At 74.6% G+C, this 26,068-nt stretch carries 25 protein-coding genes; 15 read left to right on the forward strand and 10 right to left on the reverse strand.

Annotated features, from left to right (window positions below):
• Positions 1-4: 4 nt before the first annotated feature.
• Complete coding sequence (locus D459_RS0118880) at positions 5-505, forward strand: CinA family protein (protein WP_017594565.1); 501 nt, start codon at positions 5-7, stop codon at positions 503-505.
• Between the two features lie 157 nt (positions 506-662).
• Positions 663-1,019: a helix-turn-helix domain-containing protein gene (locus D459_RS0118885; protein WP_017594566.1), complete on the forward strand. Its 357-nt coding sequence runs from the start codon at positions 663-665 to the stop codon at positions 1,017-1,019.
• Between the two features lie 288 nt (positions 1,020-1,307).
• Here D459_RS0118885 and D459_RS0118890 read toward each other — a convergent pair whose 3' ends face one another.
• The 5 genes from D459_RS0118890 to D459_RS0118915 all read right to left on the reverse strand — a co-directional run bounded on the left by D459_RS0118890 (position 1,308) and on the right by D459_RS0118915 (position 7,066).
• Positions 1,308-1,760 carry an RrF2 family transcriptional regulator gene (locus tag D459_RS0118890; RefSeq protein WP_026120536.1) on the reverse strand — a complete coding sequence of 151 codons (453 nt, stop codon included), beginning with the start codon at positions 1,758-1,760 and terminating at the stop codon, positions 1,308-1,310.
• Positions 1,761-2,100: 340 nt separating this feature from the next.
• Positions 2,101-3,570 carry a glycoside hydrolase family 3 protein gene (locus D459_RS0118895; RefSeq protein ID WP_017594568.1) on the reverse strand — a complete coding sequence of 490 codons (1,470 nt, stop codon included), beginning with the start codon at positions 3,568-3,570 and terminating at the stop codon, positions 2,101-2,103.
• A gap of 156 nt (positions 3,571-3,726) precedes the next feature.
• The gene (locus D459_RS0118905) at positions 3,727-4,638 is read right to left on the reverse strand and encodes a carbohydrate ABC transporter permease (protein ID WP_017594570.1); all 912 of its coding nucleotides are present in this window, start codon (positions 4,636-4,638) and stop codon (positions 3,727-3,729) included.
• Positions 4,635-5,627 (reverse strand): carbohydrate ABC transporter permease, encoded by a 993-nt coding sequence (locus D459_RS0118910; RefSeq protein ID WP_017594571.1) that lies wholly within the window; start codon positions 5,625-5,627, stop codon positions 4,635-4,637. Before D459_RS0118910 ends, D459_RS0118905 begins: the two co-directional genes overlap by 4 nt.
• Before the next feature lie 152 nt (positions 5,628-5,779).
• Positions 5,780-7,066, reverse strand: coding sequence for an extracellular solute-binding protein (locus tag D459_RS0118915; RefSeq protein ID WP_017594572.1), 1,287 nt, complete (start codon positions 7,064-7,066; stop codon positions 5,780-5,782).
• Positions 7,067-7,331: 265 nt separating this feature from the next.
• Here D459_RS0118915 and D459_RS0118920 point away from each other — a divergent pair, with 265 nt between their 5' ends.
• From D459_RS0118920 to D459_RS0118960, 9 genes are all read left to right on the forward strand, one after another.
• Positions 7,332-8,537, forward strand: a complete 1,206-nt coding sequence (locus tag D459_RS0118920; protein WP_017594573.1) for an ROK family transcriptional regulator — start codon at positions 7,332-7,334, stop codon at positions 8,535-8,537.
• A gap of 232 nt (positions 8,538-8,769) precedes the next feature.
• Entirely contained in the window at positions 8,770-8,994 is a 225-nt protein-coding gene (locus D459_RS0118925; protein ID WP_017594574.1) for a DUF5957 family protein, read from the forward strand.
• Between the two features lie 121 nt (positions 8,995-9,115).
• The gene (locus tag D459_RS32155) at positions 9,116-10,270 is read left to right on the forward strand and encodes an MFS transporter (protein WP_338044437.1); all 1,155 of its coding nucleotides are present in this window, start codon (positions 9,116-9,118) and stop codon (positions 10,268-10,270) included.
• Positions 10,267-10,461 carry a DUF3046 domain-containing protein gene (locus D459_RS34525; RefSeq protein ID WP_081620623.1) on the forward strand — a complete coding sequence of 65 codons (195 nt, stop codon included), beginning with the start codon at positions 10,267-10,269 and terminating at the stop codon, positions 10,459-10,461. Before D459_RS32155 ends, D459_RS34525 begins: the two co-directional genes overlap by 4 nt.
• Positions 10,462-10,658: 197 nt before the next feature.
• Positions 10,659-11,825: a recombinase RecA gene (recA, locus tag D459_RS0118940; protein ID WP_241485076.1), complete on the forward strand. Its 1,167-nt coding sequence runs from the start codon at positions 10,659-10,661 to the stop codon at positions 11,823-11,825.
• Positions 11,818-12,372: a regulatory protein RecX gene (locus tag D459_RS0118945; protein ID WP_017594579.1), complete on the forward strand. Its 555-nt coding sequence runs from the start codon at positions 11,818-11,820 to the stop codon at positions 12,370-12,372. Before recA ends, D459_RS0118945 begins: the two co-directional genes overlap by 8 nt.
• A 335-nt stretch (positions 12,373-12,707) precedes the next feature.
• On the forward strand, positions 12,708-14,294 hold the full coding sequence (rny, locus tag D459_RS0118950; protein WP_017594580.1) for a ribonuclease Y: 1,587 nt from the start codon (positions 12,708-12,710) through the stop codon (positions 14,292-14,294).
• Positions 14,295-14,446: 152 nt separating this feature from the next.
• Entirely contained in the window at positions 14,447-14,629 is a 183-nt protein-coding gene (locus D459_RS0118955; RefSeq protein WP_206540786.1) for a CopG family transcriptional regulator, read from the forward strand.
• Positions 14,626-15,018 carry a type II toxin-antitoxin system VapC family toxin gene (locus D459_RS0118960; protein ID WP_017594582.1) on the forward strand — a complete coding sequence of 131 codons (393 nt, stop codon included), beginning with the start codon at positions 14,626-14,628 and terminating at the stop codon, positions 15,016-15,018. Before D459_RS0118955 ends, D459_RS0118960 begins: the two co-directional genes overlap by 4 nt.
• A gap of 28 nt (positions 15,019-15,046) precedes the next feature.
• Here the strand turns inward: D459_RS0118960 and D459_RS0118965 are convergent, their stop codons facing one another.
• Positions 15,047-17,236 (reverse strand): S9 family peptidase, encoded by a 2,190-nt coding sequence (locus D459_RS0118965; RefSeq protein ID WP_017594583.1) that lies wholly within the window; start codon positions 17,234-17,236, stop codon positions 15,047-15,049.
• Positions 17,237-17,478: 242 nt separating this feature from the next.
• On the opposite strand from D459_RS0118965, the gene miaB reads away from it, so the two are divergent.
• A complete protein-coding gene (gene miaB, locus D459_RS0118970; RefSeq protein ID WP_017594584.1) occupies positions 17,479-18,948 on the forward strand; it encodes a tRNA (N6-isopentenyl adenosine(37)-C2)-methylthiotransferase MiaB in 1,470 nt (489 codons plus the stop codon).
• Positions 18,949-19,013: 65 nt separating this feature from the next.
• Here miaB and D459_RS0118975 read toward each other — a convergent pair whose 3' ends face one another.
• A complete protein-coding gene (locus D459_RS0118975; RefSeq protein WP_017594585.1) occupies positions 19,014-20,306 on the reverse strand; it encodes a cytochrome P450 family protein in 1,293 nt (430 codons plus the stop codon).
• A gap of 56 nt (positions 20,307-20,362) precedes the next feature.
• Positions 20,363-21,112, reverse strand: a complete 750-nt coding sequence (locus D459_RS0118980) for a TetR/AcrR family transcriptional regulator (protein ID WP_017594586.1) — start codon at positions 21,110-21,112, stop codon at positions 20,363-20,365.
• A gap of 158 nt (positions 21,113-21,270) precedes the next feature.
• Here D459_RS0118980 and D459_RS0118985 point away from each other — a divergent pair, with 158 nt between their 5' ends.
• Positions 21,271-21,951, forward strand: a complete 681-nt coding sequence (locus D459_RS0118985) for a class III extradiol dioxygenase subunit B-like domain-containing protein (protein WP_017594587.1) — start codon at positions 21,271-21,273, stop codon at positions 21,949-21,951.
• 418 nt (positions 21,952-22,369) lie between these two features.
• On the opposite strand, the gene D459_RS35070 is transcribed toward D459_RS0118985, so the two are convergent.
• Together D459_RS35070 and miaA are read right to left on the reverse strand one after the other, a co-directional pair.
• Entirely contained in the window at positions 22,370-23,122 is a 753-nt protein-coding gene (locus D459_RS35070; protein ID WP_026120538.1) for a VOC family protein, read from the reverse strand.
• Between the two features lie 58 nt (positions 23,123-23,180).
• On the reverse strand, positions 23,181-24,176 hold the full coding sequence (gene miaA, locus D459_RS0118995) for a tRNA (adenosine(37)-N6)-dimethylallyltransferase MiaA (protein WP_051065481.1): 996 nt from the start codon (positions 24,174-24,176) through the stop codon (positions 23,181-23,183).
• Between the two features lie 77 nt (positions 24,177-24,253).
• Between miaA and dapF the strand changes: the two genes are divergently transcribed.
• Together dapF and D459_RS0119005 are read left to right on the forward strand one after the other, a co-directional pair.
• Positions 24,254-25,066 carry a diaminopimelate epimerase gene (gene dapF / locus D459_RS0119000; protein WP_017594590.1) on the forward strand — a complete coding sequence of 271 codons (813 nt, stop codon included), beginning with the start codon at positions 24,254-24,256 and terminating at the stop codon, positions 25,064-25,066.
• Positions 25,063-26,031: an ABC transporter permease gene (locus D459_RS0119005; RefSeq protein WP_017594591.1), complete on the forward strand. Its 969-nt coding sequence runs from the start codon at positions 25,063-25,065 to the stop codon at positions 26,029-26,031. Before dapF ends, D459_RS0119005 begins: the two co-directional genes overlap by 4 nt.
• The last annotated feature ends 37 nt before the right edge of the window (positions 26,032-26,068 follow it).

Raw genomic sequence — 26,068 nt, forward strand, 5'->3', positions numbered from 1 at the left:
CCGGGTGGAGGCCGCACGCCTCGGCGAGGAGGCCCGGGACGCGCTGCGCGCCCTGGGCGAGCGCGGCCTGACGCTGGCCACCGCCGAATCGCTGACCGGCGGCATGATCGGTGCGGCGGTCACCTCGGTGGCCGGCGCCTCCGCGGTCTACCGGGGCGGGATCGTCGCCTACGCCACCGGCGTCAAGGCGGGCCTGCTGGGGGTCGATCCCGGGCTGCTCGCCCGGCACGGCGCGGTCCACCCCGATGTGGCGGCCGCCATGGCGGAGGGCGCGCGGAGCGCCCTGGCGGCCGATACCGGCCTCGCGGTGACCGGGGTGGCCGGCCCGGAACCCCACGACGGGATGCCGGTGGGCCGGGTCTACATCGCGGTGGCCGCGGCCGGCCGCCGGACCACCGGACTCCGCCTGGACCTCGGCGGCGACCGGGCCGGGATCAGGTTCCACACCGCGCTGTCCGCCCTCTCCCTGCTGACCTCGACCGTTACCGGCGAGCCCGGGAAATAACGGGTCCGGGGCCGTTCAAGACACGCGCCGTGGGGAACAAATCGACATCAAGATCGTGTTACCCCTCCAGCGAACAGCTGGTCATGAGGTGCGACGATCAGGCGGTGGGCAGGTACGGTGTTTTCATGATGGTCGCTACCGCTGGGAGGGAGCGCGAATGATGGTCCTGCTTCGTCACCTGCTCGGTGACGTGCTACGGCGGCTTCGGCAGCGACAGGGCCGCACCCTCCGCGAGGTGTCGGCCGAGGCCCGGGTCTCGCTGGGCTACCTGTCGGAGGTCGAGCGCGGGCAGAAGGAGGCCTCTTCCGAGCTGCTCTCCTCGATCTGCGGGGCGCTGGGCGTTCCGCTCTCCCAGGTGCTGCGGGAGGTCGCCGACCAGCTCGCGCTCGCAGAGCTGCAGGAGGCCGCCCTGCTCAGCGGATCGGTCCCAGCCGAGTCCGTGTCCGACGGCCGCATCGACATCGACCAGGTGCCGGACCGGGTCCCCGACGTGGTGGACATGGTCGGCGTCTGACGCCTCCGGGGCCGCCCTCCCCGGACCGGGGCGGGGCCGGAACCGGACACCGCGCCTCCTCCACACCTGAACAACGGAAGTCCGTACTCGGACGATGCGGCGGTGGCGGCCCCAGGAGCGGGGCCGCCACCGCCGCATGTGCGTCCGGGCGCCTTCCGCCGCTCCCGGTGCTGCCGGCGCCCCGGGGCCCTCCGGCACGCGGCAGGGCTCCGCGGCACCGGGACCGGTGCGGGGAGGGGCGGGAGCGTGCCGGGGGAGGGACGGAGGCGGAAGAGGGCCGGCGGAGGGTCAGCTGGCCCAGGCCTCGGGGTCCTCGGCGAGCCGGCGCACCGGGCCGGGCAGATCCCCGGTGGACAGGTGCTCCAGGGTCACGCTCTCCAGGATGGAGCGCTCGCTGGCGCGCAGCGCGATCCAGACCAGCTGCAGGCTGCGGGCGGCACCGTCGTAGTCGACGTCCTCCGGGCGCTCGCCGCGGACGTTGGCCAGCGGACCGTCCACCGCGCGGATGATGTCGGCCAGCGATATCTCCGAGGCGGCGCGGGCCAGCCAGTAGCCGCCGACCGGGCCGCGCTGGCTGCGCACCAGGCCGGCACGGCGCAGCTGGGTGAGGATGTTCTCCAGGAATTTTCCGGGTATGGCCTGGGCGCGCGCGAGCTGTTCGGCCGTAACCGGGCCGCCACTGGCGGCTGCGAGTTCGGCCGCGGCGCGCAACGCGTAATCGACCCGGGCAGAAAGGCGCATGCTGCGATTATGCCGTGAATCGAGAGGAGGACGGTGCAAAGGGGCGGCGGTGCGCCGCCGGGATCCTTCGGTTCGGGGTCATGCCAGGCTGCTCCTGCCGGATTCCGAGGACGCGGCCCCGGTGCGGGCCGCCTTTTCACCCTACCGAGGCGCGGCACCGGGCGCGCCCCGCCGCCCCCAGCATCGCGCTACCCGCGGCACCGCCCCACCCCGTTGAGCTCCGGCTTGTCATCTTTGCCCGGCCCGCGGAGGCGACCGCGCTCCACCGGGTGGAAAGGGGGCCGGGAAAAGACGACGGCCCTGAGCTCAACGAGGTGGGCGCGGGGCCGCGCGTCCCGCCTCAGCGCACCGGGGTGCGCACCGCCCCGCCGAGTAGTTCGGCGACGCTGAGGCCGTTCACCCGGGCCGCGCCGTAGCTGCGGACGTGGGCCCGGCACTCGGGCCGCCAGACCGGCAGGCCCATCTCCACCACCACGGCGTCCGGGCGGCGGCCGCACAGCGCCGCGACGAACCGGCGGACCTCCGGGTAGCGGTGCGCGTCGCGGACGACGGCCACCAGCGGCCGCCCCGCGGCGGCGGCCAGCACCCGCTCCGGGTCGGCCGCCGCGGCGTCCAGCCGCTCGGTGCCGGGGAACCACGGGGCGATCCCCCAGGGGACCTCGCCCACCGCGATCCCGGTCGGCACGTCCAGCTCCACCACGACCGGGTCGGCGAGCTCGGCCGGGGACGGGAGCACGCCGTCCACGCCGACCGCGCGCCGGGCCCCGTCCAGCCCGGAGGCGGAGGGCGGTTCCGGGGCGGGCCGGTCGGCGGTCCAGGCGCGCAGCGCGGCGGTCCGCTCGGCCGCCTCCTCCAGGCGCTCGCCGGGCAGCCGCCCCTCGCGCACCGCCGCGGTGATCGCCCCGCGCACCGCGGCCACCTCCTCGGCGTAGCAGAACCGGCCCAGGCAGAGCAGGTCGCAGCCGGCAGCCAGGGAGCGCACCGCGGCCTCGGGGACGCCGATCTCGCCGCTGACCCCCGCCATGTCCAGGGCGTCGCTGATCACCGTCCCGTCGAAGCCCAGCTCGCCGCGGAGCAGGTCGACCAGGACGGTGCTGCTGAGCGTGGCGGGCCCGGTGACGCCCAGCCCGGGCAGGGTGATGTGGGCGGTCAGCACCGCGCGGGTGCCGGCCTGCACGGCGGCGCGGAAGGGGAGCAGCTCCCGGGAGCGGAGCAGCTCGGCGGAGGCCTCCACCACCGGCAGGTCGACGTGGGAGTCCTGGCTGGTGGCGCCGTGGCCGGGGAAGTGCTTGGCGGTCGCGGCGATCCCGCTGTCCTGCAGGCCGAGCACGGCCGCCGCGGCGTGCCGGGCGACCAGCGCGGCGTCGGAGCCGAACGAGCGGGTGCCGATGGTGGGGTTGTCGTCCTCGGTGTTCACGTCCACCGAGGGGGCGAGGTCCAGGTTGAACCCGAGGCCGCGCAGCTCCGCGCCGAGGGCGGCGTGCACGTCGCGGGTGAGCGCGGTGTCGTCGATGGCGCCCAGCGCGGCGTTGCCGGGGTAGTCGCTCCCCGCCGCCTGGCCGATCCGGGTGACGTCGCCGCCCTCCTCGTCCAGGGAGATCAGCGGGGCCGCGGCGGCCGAGGAGAGGGTGCGGTTCAGCGCGACCAGGGCGTCCGGGCCGCCGGACAGGTCGATGTTGTTGTGGAACAGGCAGACGCCGGCGATGCCGTCGGCCAGGCCGTCGAGGATCCACCGGGGGGCGGAGGTGGACTCGAACGGCACCAGCAGGGTGGCGTTGGCGAGGCGGTCCAGGGAGCGGTCCGCGGGCATGGAGGGCTCTCCGTTCGTTGCGGGCGCGCGGGGCGCGGAGGCGGAGGACGGTGGGGAGGGGGCGGCGCCGCGCGGGCGGGAGCCCCGGCCGGACGAGCCGGTCCGGGCCGGGTGCGTCGCGCGGCGCCGCCGCGGTGCAAGGGGCTGAGGAGGGGGCTACCCCTTGACCGCGCCCATGGTGAGTCCGGAGACCATGCGCCGCTGCACGAAGAGGAAGAAGACCATCACGGGGATGGTCAGCAGGGTGGAGGCGGCCATGATCGGTCCCCATTCGGTGCCGGTCCGGCCGAAGTAGTAGGACAGGGTCAGCGGCAGGGTGAAGCTGTCGGTGCTGCGGCCCAGGAAGGTCAGCGCCACCACGAACTCGTTCCAGGCGGTGATGAAGGCGAAGATGCTCGCCGCGACCAGGCCCGGCGCCACCAGCGGCATCAGGATCCGCCAGAACACCACGGCGTTGGTCGCGCCGTCGATGGCGGCGGCCTCCTCCAGCTCCTTGGGCACCGCGGCGACGAAGCCGCGCAGCATCATGATGGTGATCGGCAGCGAGACCGCGGTGTAGACGATCAGGATGCCGGTCAGGTTGCCGAGCATGGTGATCCCGGAGGCGTCCTGCAGCTTCCGGAAGTTGATGAAGATGGAGATGATGATCGCCTCCATCGGCACCATCTGGATGATCATCAGCAGCACGATGAAGGCGGTGCGCAGCCGGAACCGGAACCGGGCCACGGCGACCGCGGCGAGCAGCGAGAACAGCGCGCCGAGCAGGACCGAGCCGAGGGCCACGATCAGGCTGTTGGTGAGGAACTGCCAGAAGTCGACGCCGGGCAGCAGCCGCCCGTTCACCACCCGGTCGAAGTGCTCCAGGGTGAGGGTGCGGGGGAAGAGGGTCTGCTCGGCGGAGAAGATCTCGCCCTGGGAGCGGAAGGCCGTGGCCACCATCCAGTAGACCGGGAAGACGGAGAACAGCAGCACGGCGACGCCGGCCAGGTAGAGGCCGGCCCGGCGGGCCAGGACCATCGGCGGGCGGCGCCGGCGCGGCCGGCGGTGCGTGCTGGCGGTGGCGGTCATCGGGTCTCCCCCTGGCGGATCATGATGCGCAGGTAGTAGGCGGTGACCGCGAGGATCATCAGGGTCATCACCACCGCGATCGCCGAACCCATGCCGTAGTTGGGCGGGTTCGCGCTGAACCCCTGCTGGTAGATGTAGTACGAGAGCAGGTAGACGGACTTGTTCTGGAAGCTGTTGGCCAGGATGTACAGCTGGGTGAAGACCCGCAGGTCCCAGATGATCTGCAGGATCAGCAGCAGGGCGAACAGCGGCCGCAGCATCGGGAAGGTGACGCTCCAGAAGCTGCGCCAGCCGTTGGCGCCGTCGACCTTCGCCGCCTCGTACAGCTCGTGCGGGATGCTCTTCAGTCCGGCCAGCACCGAGACCGCGACGAACGGGAACGCCTGCCAGACGATCACCAGGATCAGCACGGAGAAGAGCGGCACCGGCTCCAGGAACCAGTTGAAGTCCCGCCACCCGGAGCCGACCAGCCAGTCCGGCATCCGGTCCAGGGTCACGTTCACCAGGCCCCGGCCGGGCATGAACAGCCAGCGGAACACCAGCGAGGCGCTGATCGCGGGGGTGGCCCAGGCGAGCATCATGCCGATGGCGACCGTGGTGGAGAACCACTTGGGCAGCTTGTGCAGCAGGATGCCGACCAGGGTGCCCAGCACCAGGGTGATGCCGACCATCAGGACGCACACCACGACGGTGTTGGCCAGGATGCGCCAGAAGGCGGGGTCGCTCAGCAGGGTCTGGTAGTGCTCCAGGCCCTTGAACTCCGGTGCCGGGGCGTTCGGCATCAGGTGCCGGGTGCTGTACCCGTGCATCGAGTACCACACCATCTGCACGATCGGCCAGAGCAGCACCCCGGAGAGGATGATCAGTGCCGGTGCGATGAGCAGGTAGGGCGCGGGGAGGCGCGGGCGGCGCCGGGGCCGGGGCGGGCGTTCGGCGCCGGACTCTCCGCCGGTGCGGCCGGGCGGCGCCGCTTCGATGGTCTGTGCCATGACTGGCTTCTCAATCTGGAGGGCCGGGACGGGGGGAACGGGCGCTCGGTCGGCCGGCGTCCCGGGGCGGGCTCGTCGGAGGGGTGGGGAAGGGGCGGCCGGGAGGAGAGAGAGGGGACCGGCCGCCCCGGGTCATGGGGCCTGCGCCCGGATTACTCGGTCTCCTCGTTGAGGGTCGCGGTGAGGTCCTTGTTCGCCTGTTCCAGGACGGCGTCGACGTCCTCGCCCTTGACGATCTCCAGGACGGCGGCCGGCAGGATCTTCTGGTCCTGGTCGGCGGTGGTCCAGCGCGGGGTGGCCGGGAAGAACTGGGTGTTCTTCATCTGCTCGGCGCCGGCCGCGGTGACCGGGTCCTCCTGGTAGCTCTGGTCGTCGAGCAGCTCCGGGTAGGCCGGGAAGTAGCCGGCGGCGTCGGCGTAGCCCTTGCCGCCCTCCTTGTCGCCCATCAGCTTCAGCAGCTCGAAGGCGTGGGCGGGGTGCTCGGTGGTGGAGAAGACGGTGAGCGCGGAGCCGCCGGCGAAGGCCGGGGCGATCCCCTCGGCGCCGGGGATCGGGGCGGCGGAGATCTCCTCCAGCAGCTCCGGGTCCTCGGCCTGCTCCTCCATCTGGCCCATGGCCCAGGAGCCGTCGATGTACATGCCGAGCTTGCCGTTGGCCATGTCGGCCAGCGGGATCAGCTCGTTCTCACCGACGTAGGACTGCGGGGAGATCTCCTCCTCGGTGGTGAGGGAGGCGTAGAAGTCGATGGCCTCCTTGGTCTCCGGGGAGGTCAGCCTCCCCTCCCACTGCTCGCCGTTCTGCACCGCGATCTCGCCGCCGTTGCTCCAGATGAAGCTGGCGATGCCGTTGGTGAAGTCGGTCGGCGCGGCGAAGCCGGGGACGTCGTGCTCCTTCTCGACCGCCTTGGCGACGTCGACGAGCTCCTTCCAGGTGGTCGGGGGCGCCATGCCGAGGTCCTCGAGCCAGTCGGCGCGGTAGTAGAGGGTGCGCACCCCGGCGAACCACGGGACGCCGTACTGGACCCCGTCGAACTGCCCGTACTCCAGCGCGTTCTGGTCCAGGTCGGCGGCGTCCTCCCAGTCGCCCATGTGCTCGTCCAGGGAGAGCAGCGCACCCTGGTTGGCCCAGTTGCCGGTCTGGTCGTTGCCGACCTCCAGCACGTCGGGGGCGTCGCCGCCGGCCACCGCGTTGGTGATCGACTGCTGGGCGTCCTCCCACGGGATGAACTCCACCTCGACCGCGGTGTCGGGGTAGGTCTCCTGGTACCGCTTCTCGATGCCGTCGAAGTACTCCACCAGCGGGTCCTGGGCGGTGCCCATGACCCAGACGGTCAGGCTGTCCGGGGCCTCGGAGGGGTCCGCGGCGTCTCCCCCGCCGCCTCCGCAGGCGGTGGCGAGGAGGACCGCCGTGGAGGCGGCCGCGATCTTCGGGAATCTCACTCGTTCTCTCCCTTCACGCGTCGCCACGCGTGCGCCGTCGCGTCGGTGAAGACGCCCCCCGGTCATCTCTGGGTCGGCTACGAACGCTGTGCGGGCTTCGTGTTCGGTGCGGGGGTGTGCTGATATAGCACTCGTGCATCCGCTGGTCCCGCTCTCCGACGCCGCCCGGCAGCGGGCGGGGGCGCCCGGGAACGAGACCTGGTTCACGTTGGCGCTAAACTAACAGGAAACTTTCCTAACTAATAGGGACGGGGGTGTCACGGTTATGTCTCGGCGTCCGGGGACTCCGCGGCTGCTGAGGCAGCTGAACGACCGTGCCGCACTGGAGCTGCTGCTGGCGTCGGGGCCGCTGACGCGGACCCGGCTCGGCCAGGAGACCGGGCTGTCCAAGGTCACCGCATCGCAGCTGCTCGCCCGGCTGGAGGAGCGCGGCCTGGTGCAGGTGGTGGGCAGCCAGGCCGGCGGCCGCGGCCCCAACGCCGCGCTGTACGCCGTGGTCCCCTCCAGCGCCTACGCGGTGGCGCTGGACGTCAGCGCGACCGAGGTCGACATCGTGCTGGCCGACGTCTCCGGCACCGTCGTCGCCCAGGACGCGGTGGACCCCACCGCCGCCCCCGACCCGGTCGGCGCGGTCTGCGCCGCCGTCACCGGGCTGATCGAACGGGCCGGAGTCCCCCGGGACCGGCTGCACGCCTGCGTCATCGGCACCCCCGGAGTGGTCGACCCCCGGACCGGGGCGGTCCGCTTCTCCTTCGACCTGCACGCCTGGTTGGAGGGCGTGTTCGACGCGCTCGGCACCGAGCTGGAGCGCCCGGTCGCGATAGAGAACGACGTCAACCTGGCGGCGCTGGCCGAGCACGCCGAGGGCGCCGCCGAAGAGGTCTCCGACTTCGTGCTGATGTGGCTGGGCAGCGGGGTCGGCATGGCCATCGTGCTCAACGACCGGATCCACGGCGGCCGCTCCGGCGGGGCAGGGGAGATCGGCTACCTCCCGGTCCCCGGCGCGCCGCTGCCGGGCGACGTCGGCCTGCCCGGCGGCTACCAGTCGCTCCGCACCGAGGAGGGCACCATCGCGCACGGCTTCCAGTCGCTGGTCGGCGCCCGGGAGATCGTGGTGCTCGGCAACGGGCACGGCTTCGAGGGGGGAACCGCGGCCGAGGTGATCGCCGCGGCCCGCAAAGCCGGCTCCGGCGGCGACGCCTTCCTCGACGAGCTCGCCGAGCGGATCGCCCTCGGCGTCGCCTCGGTCAGCGTGGTGCTCGACCCGGGCCTGGCGGTGCTCGGCGGGGCCGTGGCCGAGGCCGGCGGCGACGACCTCGCCCGCCGGGTGGCCGCCGCGGTCCCCCGGGTCGCCCCCAACGCCCCCGACGTCGCGATCGGCCGGGTGCCCGACCCGGTCCTGCGCGGCGCCCTGCTGCTCGCCGTGCAGAACGCCCGCGAGGAGCTGTTCGCCGCCACGGCGGAGGAGTAGCCCGCGCGCGCCGCCCGGAGCGGTCCGCCCGGTGGCCGGCCGGACCCCGGGCGGGGTACCCGCCGCGGGCCGCGTACCGCGGAGGATGCAGGGCGGGTTCACCCGTGCGGCGGACGCGGGGCGGGCGGGCCGCTCCCTAGCGTCATCGGTGCAAGGCTCCGCCCGCCCCGGAACCGCCCCCTCCGCGGGGCCGGGGCGGGCGGGGGTGGCACGGAGTGAAGGGGGAGCGGCGATGAAGATCCTCGGCGCCGCCGTGGCCGGGCTCTTCGGCGGATGGCTGCTGGGCTTCCTGCTGTCCAGCGCGGTGCGCATTCTGCTGCACTACACCGGCATCGGGTCCGACGGGATCGGCGTGGCGGTCGCGGCGGGGCCGGCGCCCTACGCGACGGCGCTGATCGGGGCGGTGGCGGTCCCGGTCATCGCGGCGAAGCGGCCGGAGGAGAGCGGCGGCCGGTAGCGGCCTTGTCCGCCGCACGGGGGCGGCCTATCCTCGGAGCATGTTCCGGCGATGTTGATCCCGCCCCGAGGCGCGGACGGCGCGCGCCCTCTACGGCTACGCGCTCCTCACCGACCTCGTCCTGCTCTACCCGCTGTACGCGCTGCTCTTCGCCGACGCCGGGCTCTCCGCCGGGCAGATCTCCACGCTGCTGATCCTGTGGTCGGTCGCGGTCTCGGTCCTCGAAGTGCCCACCGGCGTGCTCGCCGACACCCTCCCGCGCCGTGCGCTGCTCGCCGTCGCGCCGCTGTTCTCCGCGGCCGGCTTCGCGCTGTGGACGCTGGTCCCGGCCTACCCCGCCTTCGCCGCCGGCTTCGTGCTCTGGGCGGTCGGCCTCGCCCTGGCCTCGGGCACGCTGCAGGCGCTGGTCTACGACGAGCTGGCGGCGGCCGGCGCGACCGGGGCCTACGCCCGGCTGATCGGGCGCTCCCGGGCGCTGGGCACCGCCGCGATCGCCGCCTCCACCGCGCTGGCCGCCCCGGTCATGGCGGCCGGCGGCTACCCGGCGGTCGGCGCCGGCAGCGTGCTGGCGATGCTCGGCGCGGCCCTGGCGGCGCTCGCCTTTCCCACGGCGCGGCGGACCCCCGGCCCGGAGCAGGACGGAGAGGAGGCCGCCCCGGCGGCGGCCGGCCCCTGGTGGCGGCGGCACGCGGCGGTGCTCGGCGCCGCGCTGGGCGAGGCGCGCCGCTCGGCGGCGGTGCGCACCGGGCTGGTCGCGATGGCGGTCCTGATGGGCGCGACCGCGCTGGACGAGTTCCTGCCGCTGCTCGCCGCATCGCTGGCGGCCGGCCCGGCGGCCGTCCCGCTGCTGCTGGTCCCGGCCGCGGTGCTCGCCGCCGCGGGGGAGTGGGCGGCCGGGCGGGGCGTCCGCCGGGCGGCTCCGGTGCTCGCCGCGGCCGCGGCCCTGCTGGCGGCGGGCGCCCTGATCGGGCACCCGGTGGGGATGGTGCTGGTCGGCGCGGCCTTCGGCGCCTTCGAGTGGGCCTCGGTGGCCGCCGAGACCCGGGTCCAGCACGCGGTGGCCGGCCCGGCGCGCGCCACCGTGCTCTCGGTCGGCGGGCTGGGCGCCGAGGCGGTGGCGGTCCTGGCCTACGCCGGGTACGGACTGGGCTCCCAGGCGGCCGGCCCGGGCGTGCTGTTCGCGCTGGCCGCCCCGGTGTTCCTGCTGATCGCCCCGCTGCTGCGGACCCGCACCGGCTCCGGCCGCGCCCGGCGGGACCGATACTGGAGGCGATGAGACTGACACTTTTCTGGGAGCGGATGTACGAGCAGTTCGGCGAGGCCTACGCGGAGAGCCTGGCGCAGGACTACGTGATCGACGGGCTGGGGTCGCGGACGGTCCGCCAGGCGCTCGCCGACGGGATCGCGGCCAAGGAGGTCTGGCGCCGCGTCTGCGAGGCGTTCGACCTGCCCGAGGCGGTCCGGTAGCGGTCCGGGGCGCGCCGCCCGTGCGGAGGTACCGGTAATCGAACAGAAGTTCGGGTAGGCTTGGCGGTGACACCGGGGTCCGCGAGAGTGGTCGAAGACACGCGGCGCGCACACGTCCGGCGCCGCGCCCCCGGCCGTCCACAGGTGGCGGAAGCCGTCGTGAAATGTCACGGCGAGGGCGTAGCGTCACTTCCGAGATGAAGAAGAAGACACCGACCCAACAGGGGTTCCCCGTGGCAGCTACTGACCGAGACAAGGCTCTCGAAACCGCGCTCGCGCAGATCGAGCGCCAGTTCGGCAAGGGGTCCGTCATGCGCCTCGGCGATGACGACCGCCCGCCGATCCAGTCCATCCCGACCGGTGCCATCGCGCTGGACGTCGCCCTGGGCATCGGAGGCATCCCGCGGGGCCGCATCGTCGAGGTCTACGGCCCGGAGAGCAGCGGTAAGACCACCGTCGCACTGCACGCCGTCGCCAACGCCCAGCGCGAGGGCGGCATCGCCGCCTTCATCGACGCCGAGCACGCCCTGGACCCCGAGTACGCCAAGAAGATCGGCGTGAACACCGACGACCTCCTGCTCTCCCAGCCGGACACCGGCGAGCAGGCGCTGGAGATCGCCGACATGCTGATCCGCTCCGGCGCGGTCTCCATCCTGGTGGTCGACTCGGTCGCGGCCCTGGTGCCGCGGGCCGAGATCGAGGGCGAGATGGGCGACAGCCACGTCGGCCTGCAGGCCCGCCTGATGTCCCAGGCGCTGCGCAAGATCGCCGGCGCGCTGCACCAGACCAACACCACCGCGATCTTCATCAACCAGCTCCGGGAGAAGGTCGGCGTGATGTTCGGCTCCCCGGAGACCACCACCGGCGGCCGGGCGCTGAAGTTCTACTCCTCGGTCCGGCTGGACGTCCGCCGGATCGAGACCCTCAAGGACGGCACCGACGCGGTCGGCAACCGGACCCGGGTCAAGGTCGTGAAGAACAAGACCGCCCCGCCGTTCAAGCAGGCCGAGTTCGACATCCTGTACGGCGTCGGCATCTCCCGCGAGGGCGGCCTGATCGACCTCGGCGTGGAGAACGGCATCGTGCGCAAGTCCGGCGCCTGGTACACCTACGAGGGCACCCAGCTGGGCCAGGGCAAGGAGAACGCCCGCAACTTCCTGCGGGACAACTCCGACATGGCGCTGGAGATCGAGAAGAAGATCAAGGAGAAGCTCGGCGTCCCGATGAAGGGGGACGACTCCGCCTCTCCGGCCGCCGACGCGGCGGCCAAGGAGCCGGAGAAGGAGAAGGAGCCCGCCGCCGCGGTCCCGGCCGCCGCCAAGCGCGGGGCCAAGGCCAAGACCGCCGCCGCGACGGATGCCTGAGCCGCACTCCGAGTCCGGCTCCCCCGCCGAGGGGGAGCACGACGAGCACGACCCCGAGGCCCGGGCGCGCATCGTCTGCCTGCGGATGCTGGCCACCGCACCGCGGACCCGCGCGCAGCTGGCCGAGGCGCTGCAGCGGCGCGGCATCGACGACCGCGTCGCGGAGACCGTGCTGGGCCGGTTCGGCGAAGTGGGGCTGATCGACGACGAGGCCTTCGCCGCCGCCTGGGTGGAGTCCCGGCACACCGGGCGGGGGCTGGGCCGCCGCGCCCTCGCCGCCGAGCTGCGCCGGCGCGGGGTCGCCGCGGAGACGGTCCAGGCCGCGGTGGACGACCTCAGCGCCGACCGGGAGGAGCAGACCGCCCGCGAACTGGTCCGCCGCAAGCTCGCCGCCACCCAGGGCAAGGACGACGCGGTCCGGGTGCGCCGGGTGATGGGCATGCTGGCCCGCCGGGGATTCCCGGGCGGGACGGCCTACCGGCTGGTCCGCGAGGAGCTGGAGGCGGAGGGCTCCGACCTGGAACTGCCCGACCCGGACCTGGGCTGAACCGCCGGGCGCCGGCCCGATCGTGATGGTTCAGTGATCAACTACCGCGCCGCCGGGTGTCCCCCCAGGTCGGGGCCTTTCCCGGGGGCGGTCGTCCTCCGGGCGGCCACGGTGCGTCACCGTCCTTCACTTGCCCGTCATGTGACGGGAGCCCTAACCTCGCCGGACAGGCGTATTAACTCCGCGCGCCTCGGGTAGCCCTATCCACAGCGGGCCACCCGCACACCGGGAACGGCGGAGAGAGCGCCGGGCGCCCGGTCCCGGGCGGCCGCGGTCCGGAGGCGCCGCGCGCCGCGCGGTCCGCCCCCGGCGGCGGAGACGGTTGGGGGAGGGGCATGGACGCTGCGACCGGCCCGCTGGCCGCCGGGGCGGTCGCGCTCGCCGTCCTCGCCGCGGTCACCCTGCTCCTCCTGGTCCGCGTCCTGCTCGCGGCCAGGGAGCGGCGCGCCGGAGAGATCCGCCGCGAGCTCACCGAGGCCAGGGAGCAGGCCGGGCGGATCCGCGCCGAGGCCGAGGCGGAGGCCGAGCGGCGCACCGGGGAGCTGGAGGCCCGGCTGGCGGCGCGGCGCGCCGCCGCCGAGGAGGAGTGGGCCGCCGACCGGGCGCGGATCGAGGAGCGCCGAGCCGAGGCGGAGCGGCGCGAGGCCCGGCTGGACGAGCGGGAGCACCGGCTCGACGCGGAACTGCGCCGGGTCACCGACGCCGGGCGCCGGCTGGACGAGCGCGAGGAGCGGCTGGCCGGGCTCGAACGGGACCTGGCCGACCGGGACCGGGAGCGGGTCAGCGCGCTGGAGGCCGCCGCGTCGCTCACCGCGGAGCAGGCCCGGGCCGAACTGGTCGCCGCGGCGGAGGCCCAGGCCAAGCGGGACGCGGTGCTGACCGTCCGGGAGATCGAGGCGGAGGCGCGCCGGAACGGCGAGAAGCGGGCCCGCAAGATCATCTCGCTGGCGGTGCAGCGCCTGGCCACCGAGCAGACCAGCGAGTCCGTGGTCTCGGTGTTCCACCTGCCCTCCGACGACATGAAGGGCCGGATCATCGGCCGGGAGGGGCGCAACATCCGCGCCTTCGAGTCGGTCACCGGGGTCAACCTCATCATCGACGACACCCCCGGGGCGGTGCTGCTCTCCTGCTTCGACCCGGTGCGCCGGGAGGCCGCCCGGATCACCCTGGAGCGGCTGGTCCAGGACGGCAGGATCCACCCGCAGCGGATCGAGGACGTGCACGGGACCAGCAGGGCCGAGGTGGACCGGCTGTGCGTGCGGGCCGGAGAGGACGCCCTGGTGGAGACCGGCGTCGCGGACATGCACCCGGAGCTGGTCACCCTCCTCGGCCAGCTGCGCTACCGCACCTCCTACGGCCAGAACGTGCTGGAGCACCTGGTGGAGTCGGCGCACCTGGCCGGGATGATGGCCGCCGAGCTGGGCATGGCCCCGGCGTCGGTGAAGCGCGGCGCGCTGCTGCACGACATCGGCAAGGCGCTCACCCACGAGGTGGAGGGCAGCCACGCGGTGATCGGCGCGGAGATCGCCCGCCGCTACGGCGAGTCCGACGACGTGGTGCACGCGATCGAGGCGCACCACAACGAGGTGGAGGTGCGCACCGTCGAAGCGGTGCTCACCCAGGCCGCCGACGCGATCAGCGGCGGCCGCCCGGGCGCCCGCCGGGAGTCCCTGGAGGCCTACGTGGAGCGCCTGCAGCGGCTGGAGGAGATCGCCCGCTCCAACCCCGGCGTGGAGAAGGTCTTCGCCATGCAGGCCGGCCGGGAACTGCGCATCATGGTCCGCCCGGAGGACGTCGACGACGTCCAGTCCCAGGTCATCGCCCGCGACGTGGCCAAACGGGTGGAGGAGGAGCTCACCTACCCCGGCCAGATCCGCGTCACCGTCGTCCGAGAGTCCCGCGCCACCGAGACCGCCCGCTGAGGACCGCCCGGAGCGGCGGAAACCACCGGTCGGGAGAGGGACGGCTTGTTGGACTCGACTCCATGAGCGATGCCCCTGCTCTCGGCGAAGGGCCCATACAGGACGTGTCCCTCTCCCTCCATGAGGGAACGCTCGCCGCGCTCGAGAAGCGCATGGGCGAACGTGGAATGTCCGCGTACGTCGAGGACCTCATCCAGCGCCAGGTGGAGCGGGAGCACCTGCGCGAGCTGATCGAGTGGGCCGAGGCCGAGCACGGACCGGTCGACCCCGTATCGGTCCAAGCCAAACGCGCGATTCTGCGCGGAGAGGCGGAGGGATCGGCGGACGCCGCGTGAGCGGCACGCTCGTCCTGGACAGCGAAGGGCTGTCCGGGCTCGTTCGGAACGCTCCCGTTGTCACCGACTGGCTGGCCGCGGCCGAGGCGGAGGACATCCGGGTGGTGGCGAGCTCGGTGACCCTGGTCGAGGCGCGTGACCCCAAGGTCCATCAGGCCCGGTTCGACTACGCGGTCTCCCGGGTGACCGTCGTCCCGTCCAGTGAGGCGATCGCCCGCCAGGCGAGCAGGGTCCTGGCCGCAGCGGGGCTGCACGGCCACGAGCACGCCCTCGACGCGATCGTCGCGGCCACGGCGCTCGCCGCACCCCCTCCGGTCACCCTGCTCACGTCGGACCCCAAGGACCTCCGGACCCTGTGCGGTCCGCGCGTCCAGGTGGCCGTGCTCTGACCTCCGCTGAGATCCAGGCCGGGCGGGATCAGCCCTTCTCCGCCCCGCTCGGGGTGCCGCCGGGCCAGATCGGTTCGGGGCCGGGCGGGGGCGCGGCCGACCCGGGGGCGGCGGGTTCGGCGGGGTTCCCGGCGGCCTCGGGTGCCGTCGGCTCCCCGGCGGTCTCGGGGGAGGGGGCGGCCGCGGCCTCGTCCAGGGCGGTCTCGTCCAGCTCCGGCAGCGGCTCGGCCTCCAGTTCGGGGTCGGGGTACTCGGTGACCAGCTCCACCGGCGGCACCCCCGGCGGGGTGAAGCCGAAGACCTCGCCGTAGAAGGCCAGCTCGGCTTCGAGGGCGCGCTGCACCGATTCGGCGGCGCGGAAGCCGTGCCCCTCGCCCTCGAACTCGATCAGCGCGTGCCGCACCCCGCCCTCGGCCAGTGCGGCGGCGAACTCCGACGCCTGGGCGCGCGGCACCACCCGGTCCTCGGTGCCCTGGAGCAGCAGCAGCGGCACCCGGACCCGGTCCGCCCTGTTGATCGGGGAGCGCTCGCGGTAGGTCGCGGAGTAGCCGGGCAGCGGGCCGAGCAGCGAGTCCAGGAACCGGGACTCGAAGTCGTGCGTCTCGGCGGCCAGCCGGAGCAGGTCGGTCACCCCGTACAGGGAGGTTCCGCAGGCGAAGGCGTCGCCCCCGGCGGCGAGCAGCGTGGTGAAGCCGCCCGCGCTGCCGCCGCGCACCGCGATCCGGTCCGGGTCGGCGGTGCCGTCGGCGGCCAGCGCCCGGGCCACCGCCTCGGCGTCCTCCACGTCCAGCACGCCCCACATGCCGTGCAGCCGCTCGCGGTAGGTGCGGCCGAACCCGATGGAGCCGCTGTAGTTGACGTCCACCACCCCGATGCCGCGGCTGGTGAAGTAGGCCTTGGCCAGGTCGAGGCCGGTGGTGGCGCGGGCCACCGGGCCGCCGTGCACCCAGACCGCGTACGGCGCCGGCCCGTCCGCGGCGGCCTCCGGGTTGGCCGGCCGGTAGAGGTTGGCGTGCACGGTGCCGCCGTACCGCCCGGGCAGCTCGACCGCCTCGGGCTCCGGCAGGTAGCCGGGGTCGGGCAGGTCGTCCAGGGAGGCACGGAGTGTCCGCACCCGGCCGGTGTCGGGGTCCAGCTGCACCAGGCTCTGCGGGGTGCGCGGCCCCGAGGCCAGCCCGACCACCCGGTTCCCGTCTCCGCCGAGCGTCTCCCAGCTGGTGAACGGGGTGTCCAGCGGGGCGAGCTCCAGGGTCCGCGGGTCGTAGACGGCCGGGACCAGGTCGGCGCCGCCGTGCAGCACCACCAGGCGGCCGTCGTCCAGCCGCACGTAGGGGAGGGTGCCCAGCCGCGCCGGGCCCGGGGTGAACTCGCTCTCGTCCGGGTAGAGCGCGATCGCCTGGCCGGTCAGGCCGATCTCGTAGAGGTTCCAGAACCCGGGCCAGTCGGAGACGAAGCAGAGCCGGGAGGGGCCGTTCCAGACCGGGTGCAGCACCGACTCCGAGACGCCGCCCTTGAGGGTGTAGGCGCCGGTCACCCCGTCCGGGCCGAGTCGTCCCACCCGCAGCTCAGTGCCGTCCCAGGGCATGCGCGGGTGGTTCCACGCCACCCAGGCCAGGTGCCCGCCGTCCGGGGACGGCACCGGGGAGGCGAAGAAGTCGGCCCCGGTGACCAGCACGGACACCGCTCCGGGCTCGTCCGCGGCCCGGCCGGACAGCGGCACCGAGACGATGGCGCGCCGCACCGACCCGTCCGCGGCGTGCTCCTCGCGCACGCATACCACCCGCTTGCCGTCGGCGGACAGCGCCGGGTCGGCGTAGCGCAGCGCGGCCGGGGCCTCCGGTTCAGGGGTGAGCGGGGCCGGCGTCCGGGAGTCCCGTTCGAGCAGGTAGAGCCGCTGGTCGGCGGCGTTGGCGAAGACGATCCCGTACCGGGTGCGGGCCTTGTCGTCGCGGCGCGGCACGGGCAGGTGGGAGCGCCCGCCGTACTCGTGCACCCGGGTGCAGGCGCTCCACGGGGCGGGCAGGAGCTCGATGTCGGCCCCGTCGGCGCCGCGCCGCATCACGGTGGTGCGGCCGCCCTCGTCCGGGCGGGCCTCCTCCCACCAGACCTCGTCGCCGGCGACCGAGGGGAAACCCAGCCGTCGGACTCCTCGGGCGACGTCGCTCGCTGCGATCGGCGATGGCCAGGCGCCGTAGGGGGCCGTGACGCGGTCGGTCATAACGGAGATCTCTGTGCTCGCGGGGGTGAAGACCTACAAGTCGACCTTAGTGGTCGGGAGGGGTGCGCGCATCGCCGCCGGGCCGCCGCGGCCCCGCCCCCACCCTCTACCACCTGAGGCGACGCCCACGGAAACCCTTCGCCGGGCGCGGCCGGGACCGGCCCGGATCCGGGCCGGCGCGGGGCCGAGCGGGTCGCGCGGGCCACTAGCCTGGAGAGGTGAGCCAGAGTCGTACTTACGAGGTGCGGACCTACGGCTGCCAGATGAACGTGCACGACTCCGAGCGCCTGTCCGGTCTGCTGGAGGATGCGGGGTACGAGCGCGCAGCCGAGAACAGCACCGCAGATGTCATCGTCTTCAACACGTGCGCGGTCCGGGAGAACGCGGACAACCGCCTCTACGGCAACCTCGGGCACCTGCGCCCGGTGAAGGACGCCCGCCCCGGCATGCAGATCGCCGTCGGCGGCTGCCTGGCGCAGAAGGACCGCGGCGAGATCGTCCGCCGCGCGCCCTGGGTGGACGTGGTCTTCGGCACGCACAACATCGGCTCGCTGCCGATCCTGCTGGAGCGCTCCCGGGTGCAGCGCGAGGCGCAGGTGGAGATCGAGGAGTCGCTGCAGGCGTTCCCCTCCACCCTGCCCACCCGCAGGGAGTCGGCCTACGCGGCCTGGGTGTCGGTCTCCGTCGGCTGCAACAACACCTGCACCTTCTGCATCGTGCCGTCGCTGCGCGGCAAGGAGAAGGACCGCCGCCCCGGCGACGTCCTCGCCGAGGTGCGCGCCCTGGTGGACGAGGGTGCCGTCGAGGTGACCCTGCTCGGCCAGAACGTCAACGCCTACGGCTCGGAGTTCGGCGACCGGCAGGCCTTCTCCAAGCTGCTGCGCGCCTGCGGCGGCATCGAGGGGCTGGAGCGGGTCCGGTTCACCTCCCCGCACCCCCGCGACTTCACCGACGACGTCATCGAGGCGATGGCCGAGACCCCCAACGTGATGCCGCAGCTGCACATGCCGCTGCAGTCCGGGTCCAGCCGGGTGCTCAAGGCGATGCGCCGCTCCTACCGGCGCGAGCGGTTCCAGGGCATCGTGGAGAAGGTCCGCGCGGCCATGCCCGAGGCGGCCATCACCACCGACATCATCGTCGGCTTCCCCGGTGAGACCGAAGAGGACTTCCAGGAGACCCTGGACGTGGTGGCCGAGTCCCGGTTCGCCTCCGCGTTCACCTTCCAGTACTCCAAGCGCCCCGGCACCCCGGCCGCGGAGATGGACGGGCAGCTGCCCAAGGAGGTCGTGCAGGAGCGCTACGAGCGCCTCATCGCCCTCCAGGAGCGGATCTCCGCGGAGGAGAACGCCAAGCTCGTCGGCACCGAGACCGAGCTGCTGGTCGCCGAGGGCGAGGGGCGCAAGGACGGCGAGCGCCGCCGGCTCTCCGGCCGCGCCCCGGACAACCGGCTGGTCCACTTCGCGGTGGAGGAGGGCGCCGAGGAGCCCCGCCCCGGCGACATGGTCCGGGTCGGCATCACCTACGCCGCACCGCACCACCTGGTCGCCGACTCCGGCGTGCGCGGGCTGCGCCGCACCCGGGCCGGTGACGCCTGGGCCGCGCGCAACGGCGCCGCCGAGGAGCAGGGCAAGCCGGGGGTGATGCTGGGCATGCCGTCGATCGGCGCCCCGGCCCCGGCGCCGGCCGCCGCGGGCGGTTGCTGCGACGCCTGACCGCCGCCCCGATCGGCGCCGCGGAGCCGCCGGACCCGGAGGACCGGGCCGGCGGCTCCGCCCGTTCAGCCGGTCCGCACCGGCAGCTCGGCCAGCCGCCAGCTGAGCGGGAGCGGTTCGCGGCGCAGCTCGGACGGGGGCACCGCGAGCGAGAGGCCCGGGTAGCGGTCGAACAGCCGGGTGAACGCCACCTCGCCCTCCTGCCGGGCCAGGGCCGCGCCCAGGCAGTAGTGGGCGCCGTGCCCGAAGCCCATGTGCGACTCGCGCCGCCCGGCGGGCTCGCGGGACAGGTCCAGCCGGCGGGGGTCCGGGAACTCGGCGGGGTCGGAGTTGGCCGACCCGAGCAGCGCGATGTAGGCGTGCCCCCTGGTCAGCCGGAGCCCGTTGACCTCCATGTCCTCCGAGGCGTAGCGCAGCCGGGTGCCGTGGATCGGGCCGCACCAGCGCATCAGCTCGTGCACCGCGCGCGGGCCGATGTCCGGCTCGGTGCGGAGCAGGTGCAGCTGGTCGGGGTGGGTGAGCAGGGCCAGGGTCCCGTTGCCGATCAGGTGCGCGGTGGTCTCGTGCCCGGCCAGGATCAGGGTGAGCACCAGCGAGACCAGCTCGTCGTCGGAGAGCCGCCCGCCGTCCTCGTCGTGCGCGCGGATCAGCGCGGTCATCAGGTCGTCGGCCGGGGTGGACCGGCGCTCGGCGATGAGCGCCTTGGACTGCTCGGCGATGCCGATCAGGGCGTCCGCGCGCAGCCCCTGGTCGTCCAGGCGGAACAGCTTCCTGCCCCAGTCGCGCCAGGCGCTCCGCTCCTCTTCGGGGACGCCGACCAGCTCGCAGATGACGGTGATCGGCAGCGGGTAGGCGAAGTGCTCGATGAGGTCCACCGCGCCGTCCTCGGCGTGCCCGGGCAGCGCGTCCAGCAGGGCGTCGGTGATCTCCTCCACTCGGGGGCGCAGCGCGTTGACCCGCTTGACGGTGAAGGCCCGCGAGACGAGCTTGCGGATCCGGGTGTGGTCGGGGGCGTCCATGTCGAGGATGCTCGCGTCGACCAGGTAGCGGCTGTACTCCCGGGGCACCCCGCTCTCCTCCAGCAGCTGGAGGCGCATGTTCCCGGCGCCGCGCCGGCCGGACGGGAAGAGCGGGCTGGGGTCGTTGAGCATCCGCTTGTCGGCGAGGACCGCCCGGGCGTCCTGGTAGTGCGGGATCACCCAGGCGGTCCGGCCCTTGAAGGGGAACTCGACCGGGATGAGCCGCCCGCGGGCGCGCAGCTCCTCGTACCTGGCGTAGGGGTCGGTGTGGAAGCCGGGGTCGCCGAGGTCGACCGGGGCGCCGGCGGCACTCGTGGTGTTCTCGGTGGGCGCGGACATGTCGCTTCCTCTCTGCATCGGGTGCCGGCCCCGCCGGGTCCGCGGCGGGGCCGGCCTCAGCTCGACTTCTGCCGGGCGATCTCCTCGACCAGCCGGTCCAGCAGGTTCTGGAACAGGCCGATGGCCGCGGGGGCGGCGGCCCGCAGCCGCTCCGGGTCGGGTTCGGGGCCGGCCTCGAACGCGTCGCGGACGGTCCGCCCCAGCAGCTCGGCGGGGGCCTCCCCGCCGGGCAGGTCGAACGGGGACAGCGCCCCGATGACCAGGAACCCGGCCACCGTCGCGGCGTAGCCGTACATCCGCTCCTCGGGGGTCCCCCCGGGGCGGAGCAGGCCGTGCTCGTCCAGGAGCCGGAAGTGCGCGCCCAAGGTCTCGAAGCGCAGCCGGGACAGCTCGGCGACCTCGGTCGCCGCGGTGCGGGCCAGCACGCCGAGGGTCTCGGTGTCGCCGGTGACCACGGTGCGCGCGACCGGGTCCCGGTCGACCATCCGGTAGGCGGCGGAGGCGATCCGGCCGGGCAGGATCGCCGCGGGGTCGGCGCGCATCTCCGCGATCTCGGCCCGGAGCATCCGCTCCTGGGAGCGCATCAGCACGCTGAGGAAGAGCGCCTCCTTGGTGGGGAAGTGCAGGTAGACGGTGCCCTTGCCGACACCGGCGCGCTCGGCGACCTCGCTGATCGAGACCCGCCGGTACCCCAGGGCGGTGAGCAGCTCCCCGGCGGCCTGCAGGATCCGGTCGGCCCGCTCCTCGCGCCTGTCCCCGGCGCCCCGCCGCTCCCCGGTGCGCTGTTCCGTTCCGCTGCCCGCCATGCTCTCCGCTCTCCTGCGCGACGCCATTTCATGACCGAATCGACCGATCCGGTCATACGGTCACGATAGCCCTCCGGCGGCCGCCCGTACAGGCCCGCGGAGGGAAGTCCTCCCTCACCGGCGGGGCGGGGCCGCGGGCGGCCGTAGGGTGGTGAGCCATGCTGATCGCCGCCGCCGTCTGCCCGCACCCGCCGCTGCTGGTCCCCGAGGTCGCCCGGGGCGCCGCGGCCGAGCTGGACGGGGTGCGGAAGCTGTGCGGGGCGGCGCTCTCCGCCGTCGCCGAGGCCGGCGCCGACCTGGTCGCGGTGGTGGGGGCGGGCGAGCGGGAGCGGGCGCACGGACCGGACGCCGGCGGGGACCTGGCGCCGTTCGGCGCGGCGCTGCGGGTGGGGCCGGGGCCGGTCGAGCTGCCCCTGGCGCTGACCGTGGGCCGCTGGCTCGCCGAGCGCGCCGGGCTCCGCCCCGACCGCTACCTGGAGGTCCCGGCGGACGCCGCCCCGGAGCGCTGCGCCGCGATCGGCGCGGAGCTGGCCGCCTCGGTGCCACGGCTGGCCCTGGTGGCGATGGGGGACGGCAGCGCCCGCAGGCCCCCGGCCTCCCCGGGCCGCCCGGACGAGCGGGCCCCCGCCTTCGACGCCGAGGTCGCCGCCGCACTGGGCGGCGCGGACACCGGGGCGCTGGCCGCGATCGACCCGGCCCGGGCCGACGAGCTGATGGCGGCGGGCCGCCCGGCCTGGCAGGTGCTGGCCGGCGCGGCCGCCGGCGCCGGCCTCTCCGGCGAACTCCTCGCCCACGAGGCGCCTTACGGCGTCGGCTACTTCGTGGCCCGCTGGAGCTGAGCGCGGAGTCGTACGGCCTAGAGATCATCGATGGGGGGTCACCCGCCTTGTCGAGCCCGGGGCCACTGCTCTTCCACCCCGGCCCCGCGCTCACCTTGTCGAGCCCAGGGCCGCTGCTCTTTCCCTCGGTCCCCGGCCCCGCGCGGGATCGCCGGGGCGGTGGGCCGGGCAAAAGCAACAGGCCGGGGCTCAACACCGTCGTGGTACCGCTGCGATGACGTCGAGCTCCGCGTCGTCATCTTTGCCCGGCCCACCGGAGGCGGTCTCGTTTCCCCGAGCGGGAAGGGGTCGGGAAAAGACGACGACGCGGAGCTCGACGAGGTGGGCGCGGGGTCGGGGCCGGGAAAGGCGACGACGCTGAGCTCGAGGAGGTGGGCGCGCCCGGGACGGGTAGGCATGTCCGGGCCGGTCAGTCGTGTCAGTCGCCGTTCGGGACCTCCATCGCGGCGAAGCGGGCGCCGAACGGGTCGGCGATCAGGCTCCAGCGGCCGTAGCCGGAGGCGCCGGCCGGGCGGAGCACCGCGCCGCCGTTCTCGACCGCGCGGTCCGCGGTCCGGTCGGCGTCCTGCACCACCAGGTAGCACAGCCAGGCGCCGCGGCCGGAGGCGGTGCGCTCGCCGGCGCCCGCGTAGACGCCGCACACCGGGGAGCCGCCGCTGTACAGCGTCACGTACTCCGCGTCGGCGATCCGCTCGGCCTCGTAGCCGAACAGCCGGACCAGGAAGTCCGCGGTGGCCGGCACGTCGGTGCTGGTCGCCTCGGCCCAGATCGGGGCGCCGGGGACGCCGAACGCCTCGGCGCCGCCCAGCGAGCCGCGCAGCCACAGCGCGAACTCGGTGCCGGCCGGGTCCCGCACCACGGCGCGGGTGCCCAGCCCGGCGACGTCCTCCGGGCCGGAGAGCACCCGGCCGCCCAGCCGGGCGGCGGCCTCCAGGGAGCGGTCCAGGTCCGGGGCGGCCAGGTGCGCGGTCCAGTAGGCCGGCCCGGACGGGTCCGCGGCGGCGCTCAGCCCGGCGACCCGGTCCCCGTCCAGCAGCGCGGTGGTGTAGGGGCCGGTGTCGAACTCCCAGCCGAGCAGCTCCCCGTAGAACCCGGCGGCGCGGCCGACGTCGGGGACCGTCAGGTCCAGCCAGGCGGGCGCCCCGGAGGGGTACTCCACGGAAGTCGTCATGGCGCGATTGTCCCTGAGCAGGGGGCGCACCACCCCGGAAAACCGGGTAAAGGGGACGTCAAGCGTCCATCGGACTTCTCCGGGCGCTCTCCCCGATTCCGCCGGTCCCGGCCCCCGCCGCCCCGGCGACCAGCTCCAGGGCCCGTCCGAGCAGGTCCGGGTCGTCGTAGCGGAGCCAGCGCACCCGCGGGTCGCGGCGGAACCAGGACTCCTGGCGGCGGGCGAACCGGCGGGTGGCGCGGACGGTCTCCTCGCGGGCCTCCTCCTCGCCGCACTCGCCGGCCAGGAAGCGCAGCACCTGGGCGTAGCCGAGGGCCCGGGGGGCGGTGCGCCCCTCGGCCAGGCCGTGCCGGGACAGCTCGCGGACCTCCTCGACCAGCCCGGCCTCCCACATCAGGTCGACCCGCCGGGCGATGCGCTCGTCCAGCTCGGGCCGGGGGACCTCCAGGCCGATCTGCACGGCCGGGTAGCGGGACTCGTGCCGGGGCAGGGTCGCGGTGAACGGGCGGCCGGTCAGCTCGATCACCTCCAGCGCGCGGACGATGCGCCGCCCGTTGCTCGGCAGGATCGCCTCCGCCGCGGCCGGGTCCGACTCGGCCAGCCGGGCGTGCAGGGCGGCCGGGCCGCGCTCGGCGAGCTCGCCCTCCAGCCGGGCGCGGACCGCCGGGTCGGTGCCGGGGAACTCCAGCTCGTCCAGGACCGCGCGGACGTACAGGCCCGACCCGCCCACCAGGACCGGAACGGTCCCGGCGGCGAGCATCCCGTCGACCAGGCCGCGGGCCATCCGCTGGTAGCGCGCCACGTCGGCCGGCTCGGTGACGTCCCAGACGTCCAGCAGGCGGTGCGGGACGCCGCGGCGCTCGTCCTCGGGCAGCTTGGCGGTGCCGATGTCCATGCCGCGGTACAGCTGCATGGAGTCGGTGTTGACGATCTCGGCCGGCCGCAGGCTCAGCGCGAGGCCGACGGCGAGGTCGGACTTGCCGGCCGCCGTCGGGCCGACCACCGAGACCACGACGCCTCTCCCCGGTTCCGGGTGTGTTCTACCGCTGCCCATCCCTCCAGTCTGGCAGCGCCGGAGCAGTGCTCGCGGACGTGCCCCGGGTCCCGTTCGGGCGGCTTAGGATGAGCCGCATGCGTTTCGCCAAAGGCCACGGAACCGAGAACGATTTCGTGATTCTCCCGGACCCCGACGGTGCGCTGGACCTCAGCGCCGACCAGGTCGCGCGGCTGTGCGACCGGCGCGCCGGCATCGGCGGCGACGGGGTGCTGCGGGTCGTGCGGACCGGGGCCCTGGGGGAGCCGGTGACCGGGGGCGCCGCGGACGCCGAGTGGTTCATGGACTACCGCAACGCCGACGGAAGCATCGCCGAGATGTGCGGCAACGGGGTGCGGGTGTTCGCCCGCTACCTGATCCATGCGGGCCTGGCCGGCGCGGGGCCGATCACCGTCGGCACCCGGGCCGGGGCGCGCCGGGTCGAGGTGGAGGCCGACGGCGACATCACCGTCGACATGGGCCTCCCCGAGGTGCTCGGCGAGGGCGCCGCCCGGCTGGCCGGCGGCGAGGAGGTGCGCGGGATGCGCATCTCGGTGGGCAACCCGCACCTGGCCTGCGTGCTGAACCGGCCGGTGGCCGGGTTCGACCTGAGCGCGGCGCCCGAGCTGGACCCGGCGGAGTTCCCCGAGGGCGGCAACGTCGAGGTGGTCGCCGAGACCGGCCCGGGCGCCCTGGACATGCGGGTCTACGAGCGCGGCTCCGGGGAGACCCGCTCCTGCGGCACCGGCATCGTCGCGGCGGCGGTCGCCGCCACCGGCGCCGCCGGGACCCCGGCCACCTGGAGGGTCCGGGTGCCCGGTGGCGAGTGCACGGTCTTCCTGGACGCCCGCGGCGCCCGGCTGCGCGGCCCGGCCGTGATCGTGGCCGAGGGCGAGGTCCAACCCGGGTGAGCCCGGCGGCGGGGTACCTGCTGCGCCGGCTGCTCGGAGGGGTGTGCCTGCTGGCGGCCGCCTCCAGTTGCGCCTACCTGCTCTGCGCGGCGGTGCTCGACCCGCGCGGCAACTACCAGGCGATGAGCCCGCCGCCCCCGCCGGAGGCGGTGTCGCGGATGCTCGCGGAGAACAACCTCGACCCCGAGGCGCCGCCGGCCGAGCGGTACCTGGTCTGGGCCTCCGGCGTCCTCACCGGCGACCTGGGGCGGACCTGGGACGGCCGCGACGTCTCGGAGGAGCTGCTGCTGCGGGCCGGGGCCAGCCTGCGGCTGCTGGCCGCCGGAGCGGTGGTAGGCGCGGTCGGCGGCGTGGCGGCCGGGGCCTGGGCGGGCTCCCGGGGCGGCCGGTGGGACACCGCCGCCGCGGCGGGGGCGGCGCTGCTCCTCGCCGTCCCGCCGGTCGTGGTGGCGCTGGTGCTGCAGACGCTCGCGATCGCGCTGAACCGGTCCGCGGGCGGCGTCCTGCTGCCCGCGGTGGGCGAGCCGGACGCCGGGGCGCCGCCGGGGGACGTGCTCGCCCATATGATCCTGCCCACGCTGGCCCTGGCCCTGCCGCTGGCCGCGGTGTTCAGCCGCTACCAGCGCGCGCTGATGGCGGACGAGGTCCGCTCCGACTACGTCCGCACCGCGCGGGCCAAGGGGCTGCGCCGGGGCCGGGCGCTGCGCGCCCACGCGCTCCGCTCCTGCCTGGCCCCCACCGCCGCCTACTTCGCTTACACCACGGCGGCCCTGTTCACCGGGGCCGTTTTCGCGGAGAAGGTCTTCGGCAGGTACGGGGTGGGGGAGATGCTGATCGACGCGATCGAGGCCGGCGACACCAACGCCGCCGCGGCGGTCTGCGTCTTCGGTGCACTCTGCGTGACCGTCGCGGGGTTCGCCGCGGACGCGGTCCGGGTGGCGCTGGATCCTCGGGTCAGGGCCTGAACAGGGGAGAGCGGTCACCCCGGCCGGACGGGAGGAG

It is taken from the genome of Nocardiopsis potens DSM 45234, from assembly GCF_000341105.1.
Lineage (GTDB): Bacteria > Actinomycetota > Actinomycetes > Streptosporangiales > Streptosporangiaceae > Nocardiopsis_A > Nocardiopsis_A potens.

Coding starts and splice junctions, on each gene's coding strand:
- D459_RS0118885 (WP_017594566.1), top strand. CDS start 663: ATGATGGTCCTGCTTCGTCACCTGCTCGGTGACGTGCTACGGCGGCTT.
- D459_RS0118890 (WP_026120536.1), bottom strand. CDS start 1,760: ATGCGCCTTTCTGCCCGGGTCGATTACGCGTTGCGCGCCGCGGCCGAA.
- D459_RS0118895 (WP_017594568.1), bottom strand. CDS start 3,570: ATGCCCGCGGACCGCTCCCTGGACCGCCTCGCCAACGCCACCCTGCTG.
- D459_RS0118905 (WP_017594570.1), bottom strand. CDS start 4,638: ATGACCGCCACCGCCAGCACGCACCGCCGGCCGCGCCGGCGCCGCCCG.
- D459_RS0118910 (WP_017594571.1), bottom strand. CDS start 5,627: ATGGCACAGACCATCGAAGCGGCGCCGCCCGGCCGCACCGGCGGAGAG.
- D459_RS0118920 (WP_017594573.1), top strand. CDS start 7,332: ATGTCTCGGCGTCCGGGGACTCCGCGGCTGCTGAGGCAGCTGAACGAC.
- D459_RS0118925 (WP_017594574.1), top strand. CDS start 8,770: ATGAAGATCCTCGGCGCCGCCGTGGCCGGGCTCTTCGGCGGATGGCTG.
- D459_RS34525 (WP_081620623.1), top strand. CDS start 10,267: ATGAGACTGACACTTTTCTGGGAGCGGATGTACGAGCAGTTCGGCGAG.
- recA (WP_241485076.1), top strand. CDS start 10,659: ATGAAGAAGAAGACACCGACCCAACAGGGGTTCCCCGTGGCAGCTACT.
- D459_RS0118945 (WP_017594579.1), top strand. CDS start 11,818: ATGCCTGAGCCGCACTCCGAGTCCGGCTCCCCCGCCGAGGGGGAGCAC.
- rny (WP_017594580.1), top strand. CDS start 12,708: ATGGACGCTGCGACCGGCCCGCTGGCCGCCGGGGCGGTCGCGCTCGCC.
- D459_RS0118955 (WP_206540786.1), top strand. CDS start 14,447: ATGGGCGAACGTGGAATGTCCGCGTACGTCGAGGACCTCATCCAGCGC.
- D459_RS0118965 (WP_017594583.1), bottom strand. CDS start 17,236: ATGACCGACCGCGTCACGGCCCCCTACGGCGCCTGGCCATCGCCGATC.
- D459_RS0118975 (WP_017594585.1), bottom strand. CDS start 20,306: ATGTCCGCGCCCACCGAGAACACCACGAGTGCCGCCGGCGCCCCGGTC.
- D459_RS0118980 (WP_017594586.1), bottom strand. CDS start 21,112: ATGGCGGGCAGCGGAACGGAACAGCGCACCGGGGAGCGGCGGGGCGCC.
- D459_RS0118985 (WP_017594587.1), top strand. CDS start 21,271: ATGCTGATCGCCGCCGCCGTCTGCCCGCACCCGCCGCTGCTGGTCCCC.
- D459_RS35070 (WP_026120538.1), bottom strand. CDS start 23,122: ATGACGACTTCCGTGGAGTACCCCTCCGGGGCGCCCGCCTGGCTGGAC.
- miaA (WP_051065481.1), bottom strand. CDS start 24,176: ATGGGCAGCGGTAGAACACACCCGGAACCGGGGAGAGGCGTCGTGGTC.
- dapF (WP_017594590.1), top strand. CDS start 24,254: ATGCGTTTCGCCAAAGGCCACGGAACCGAGAACGATTTCGTGATTCTC.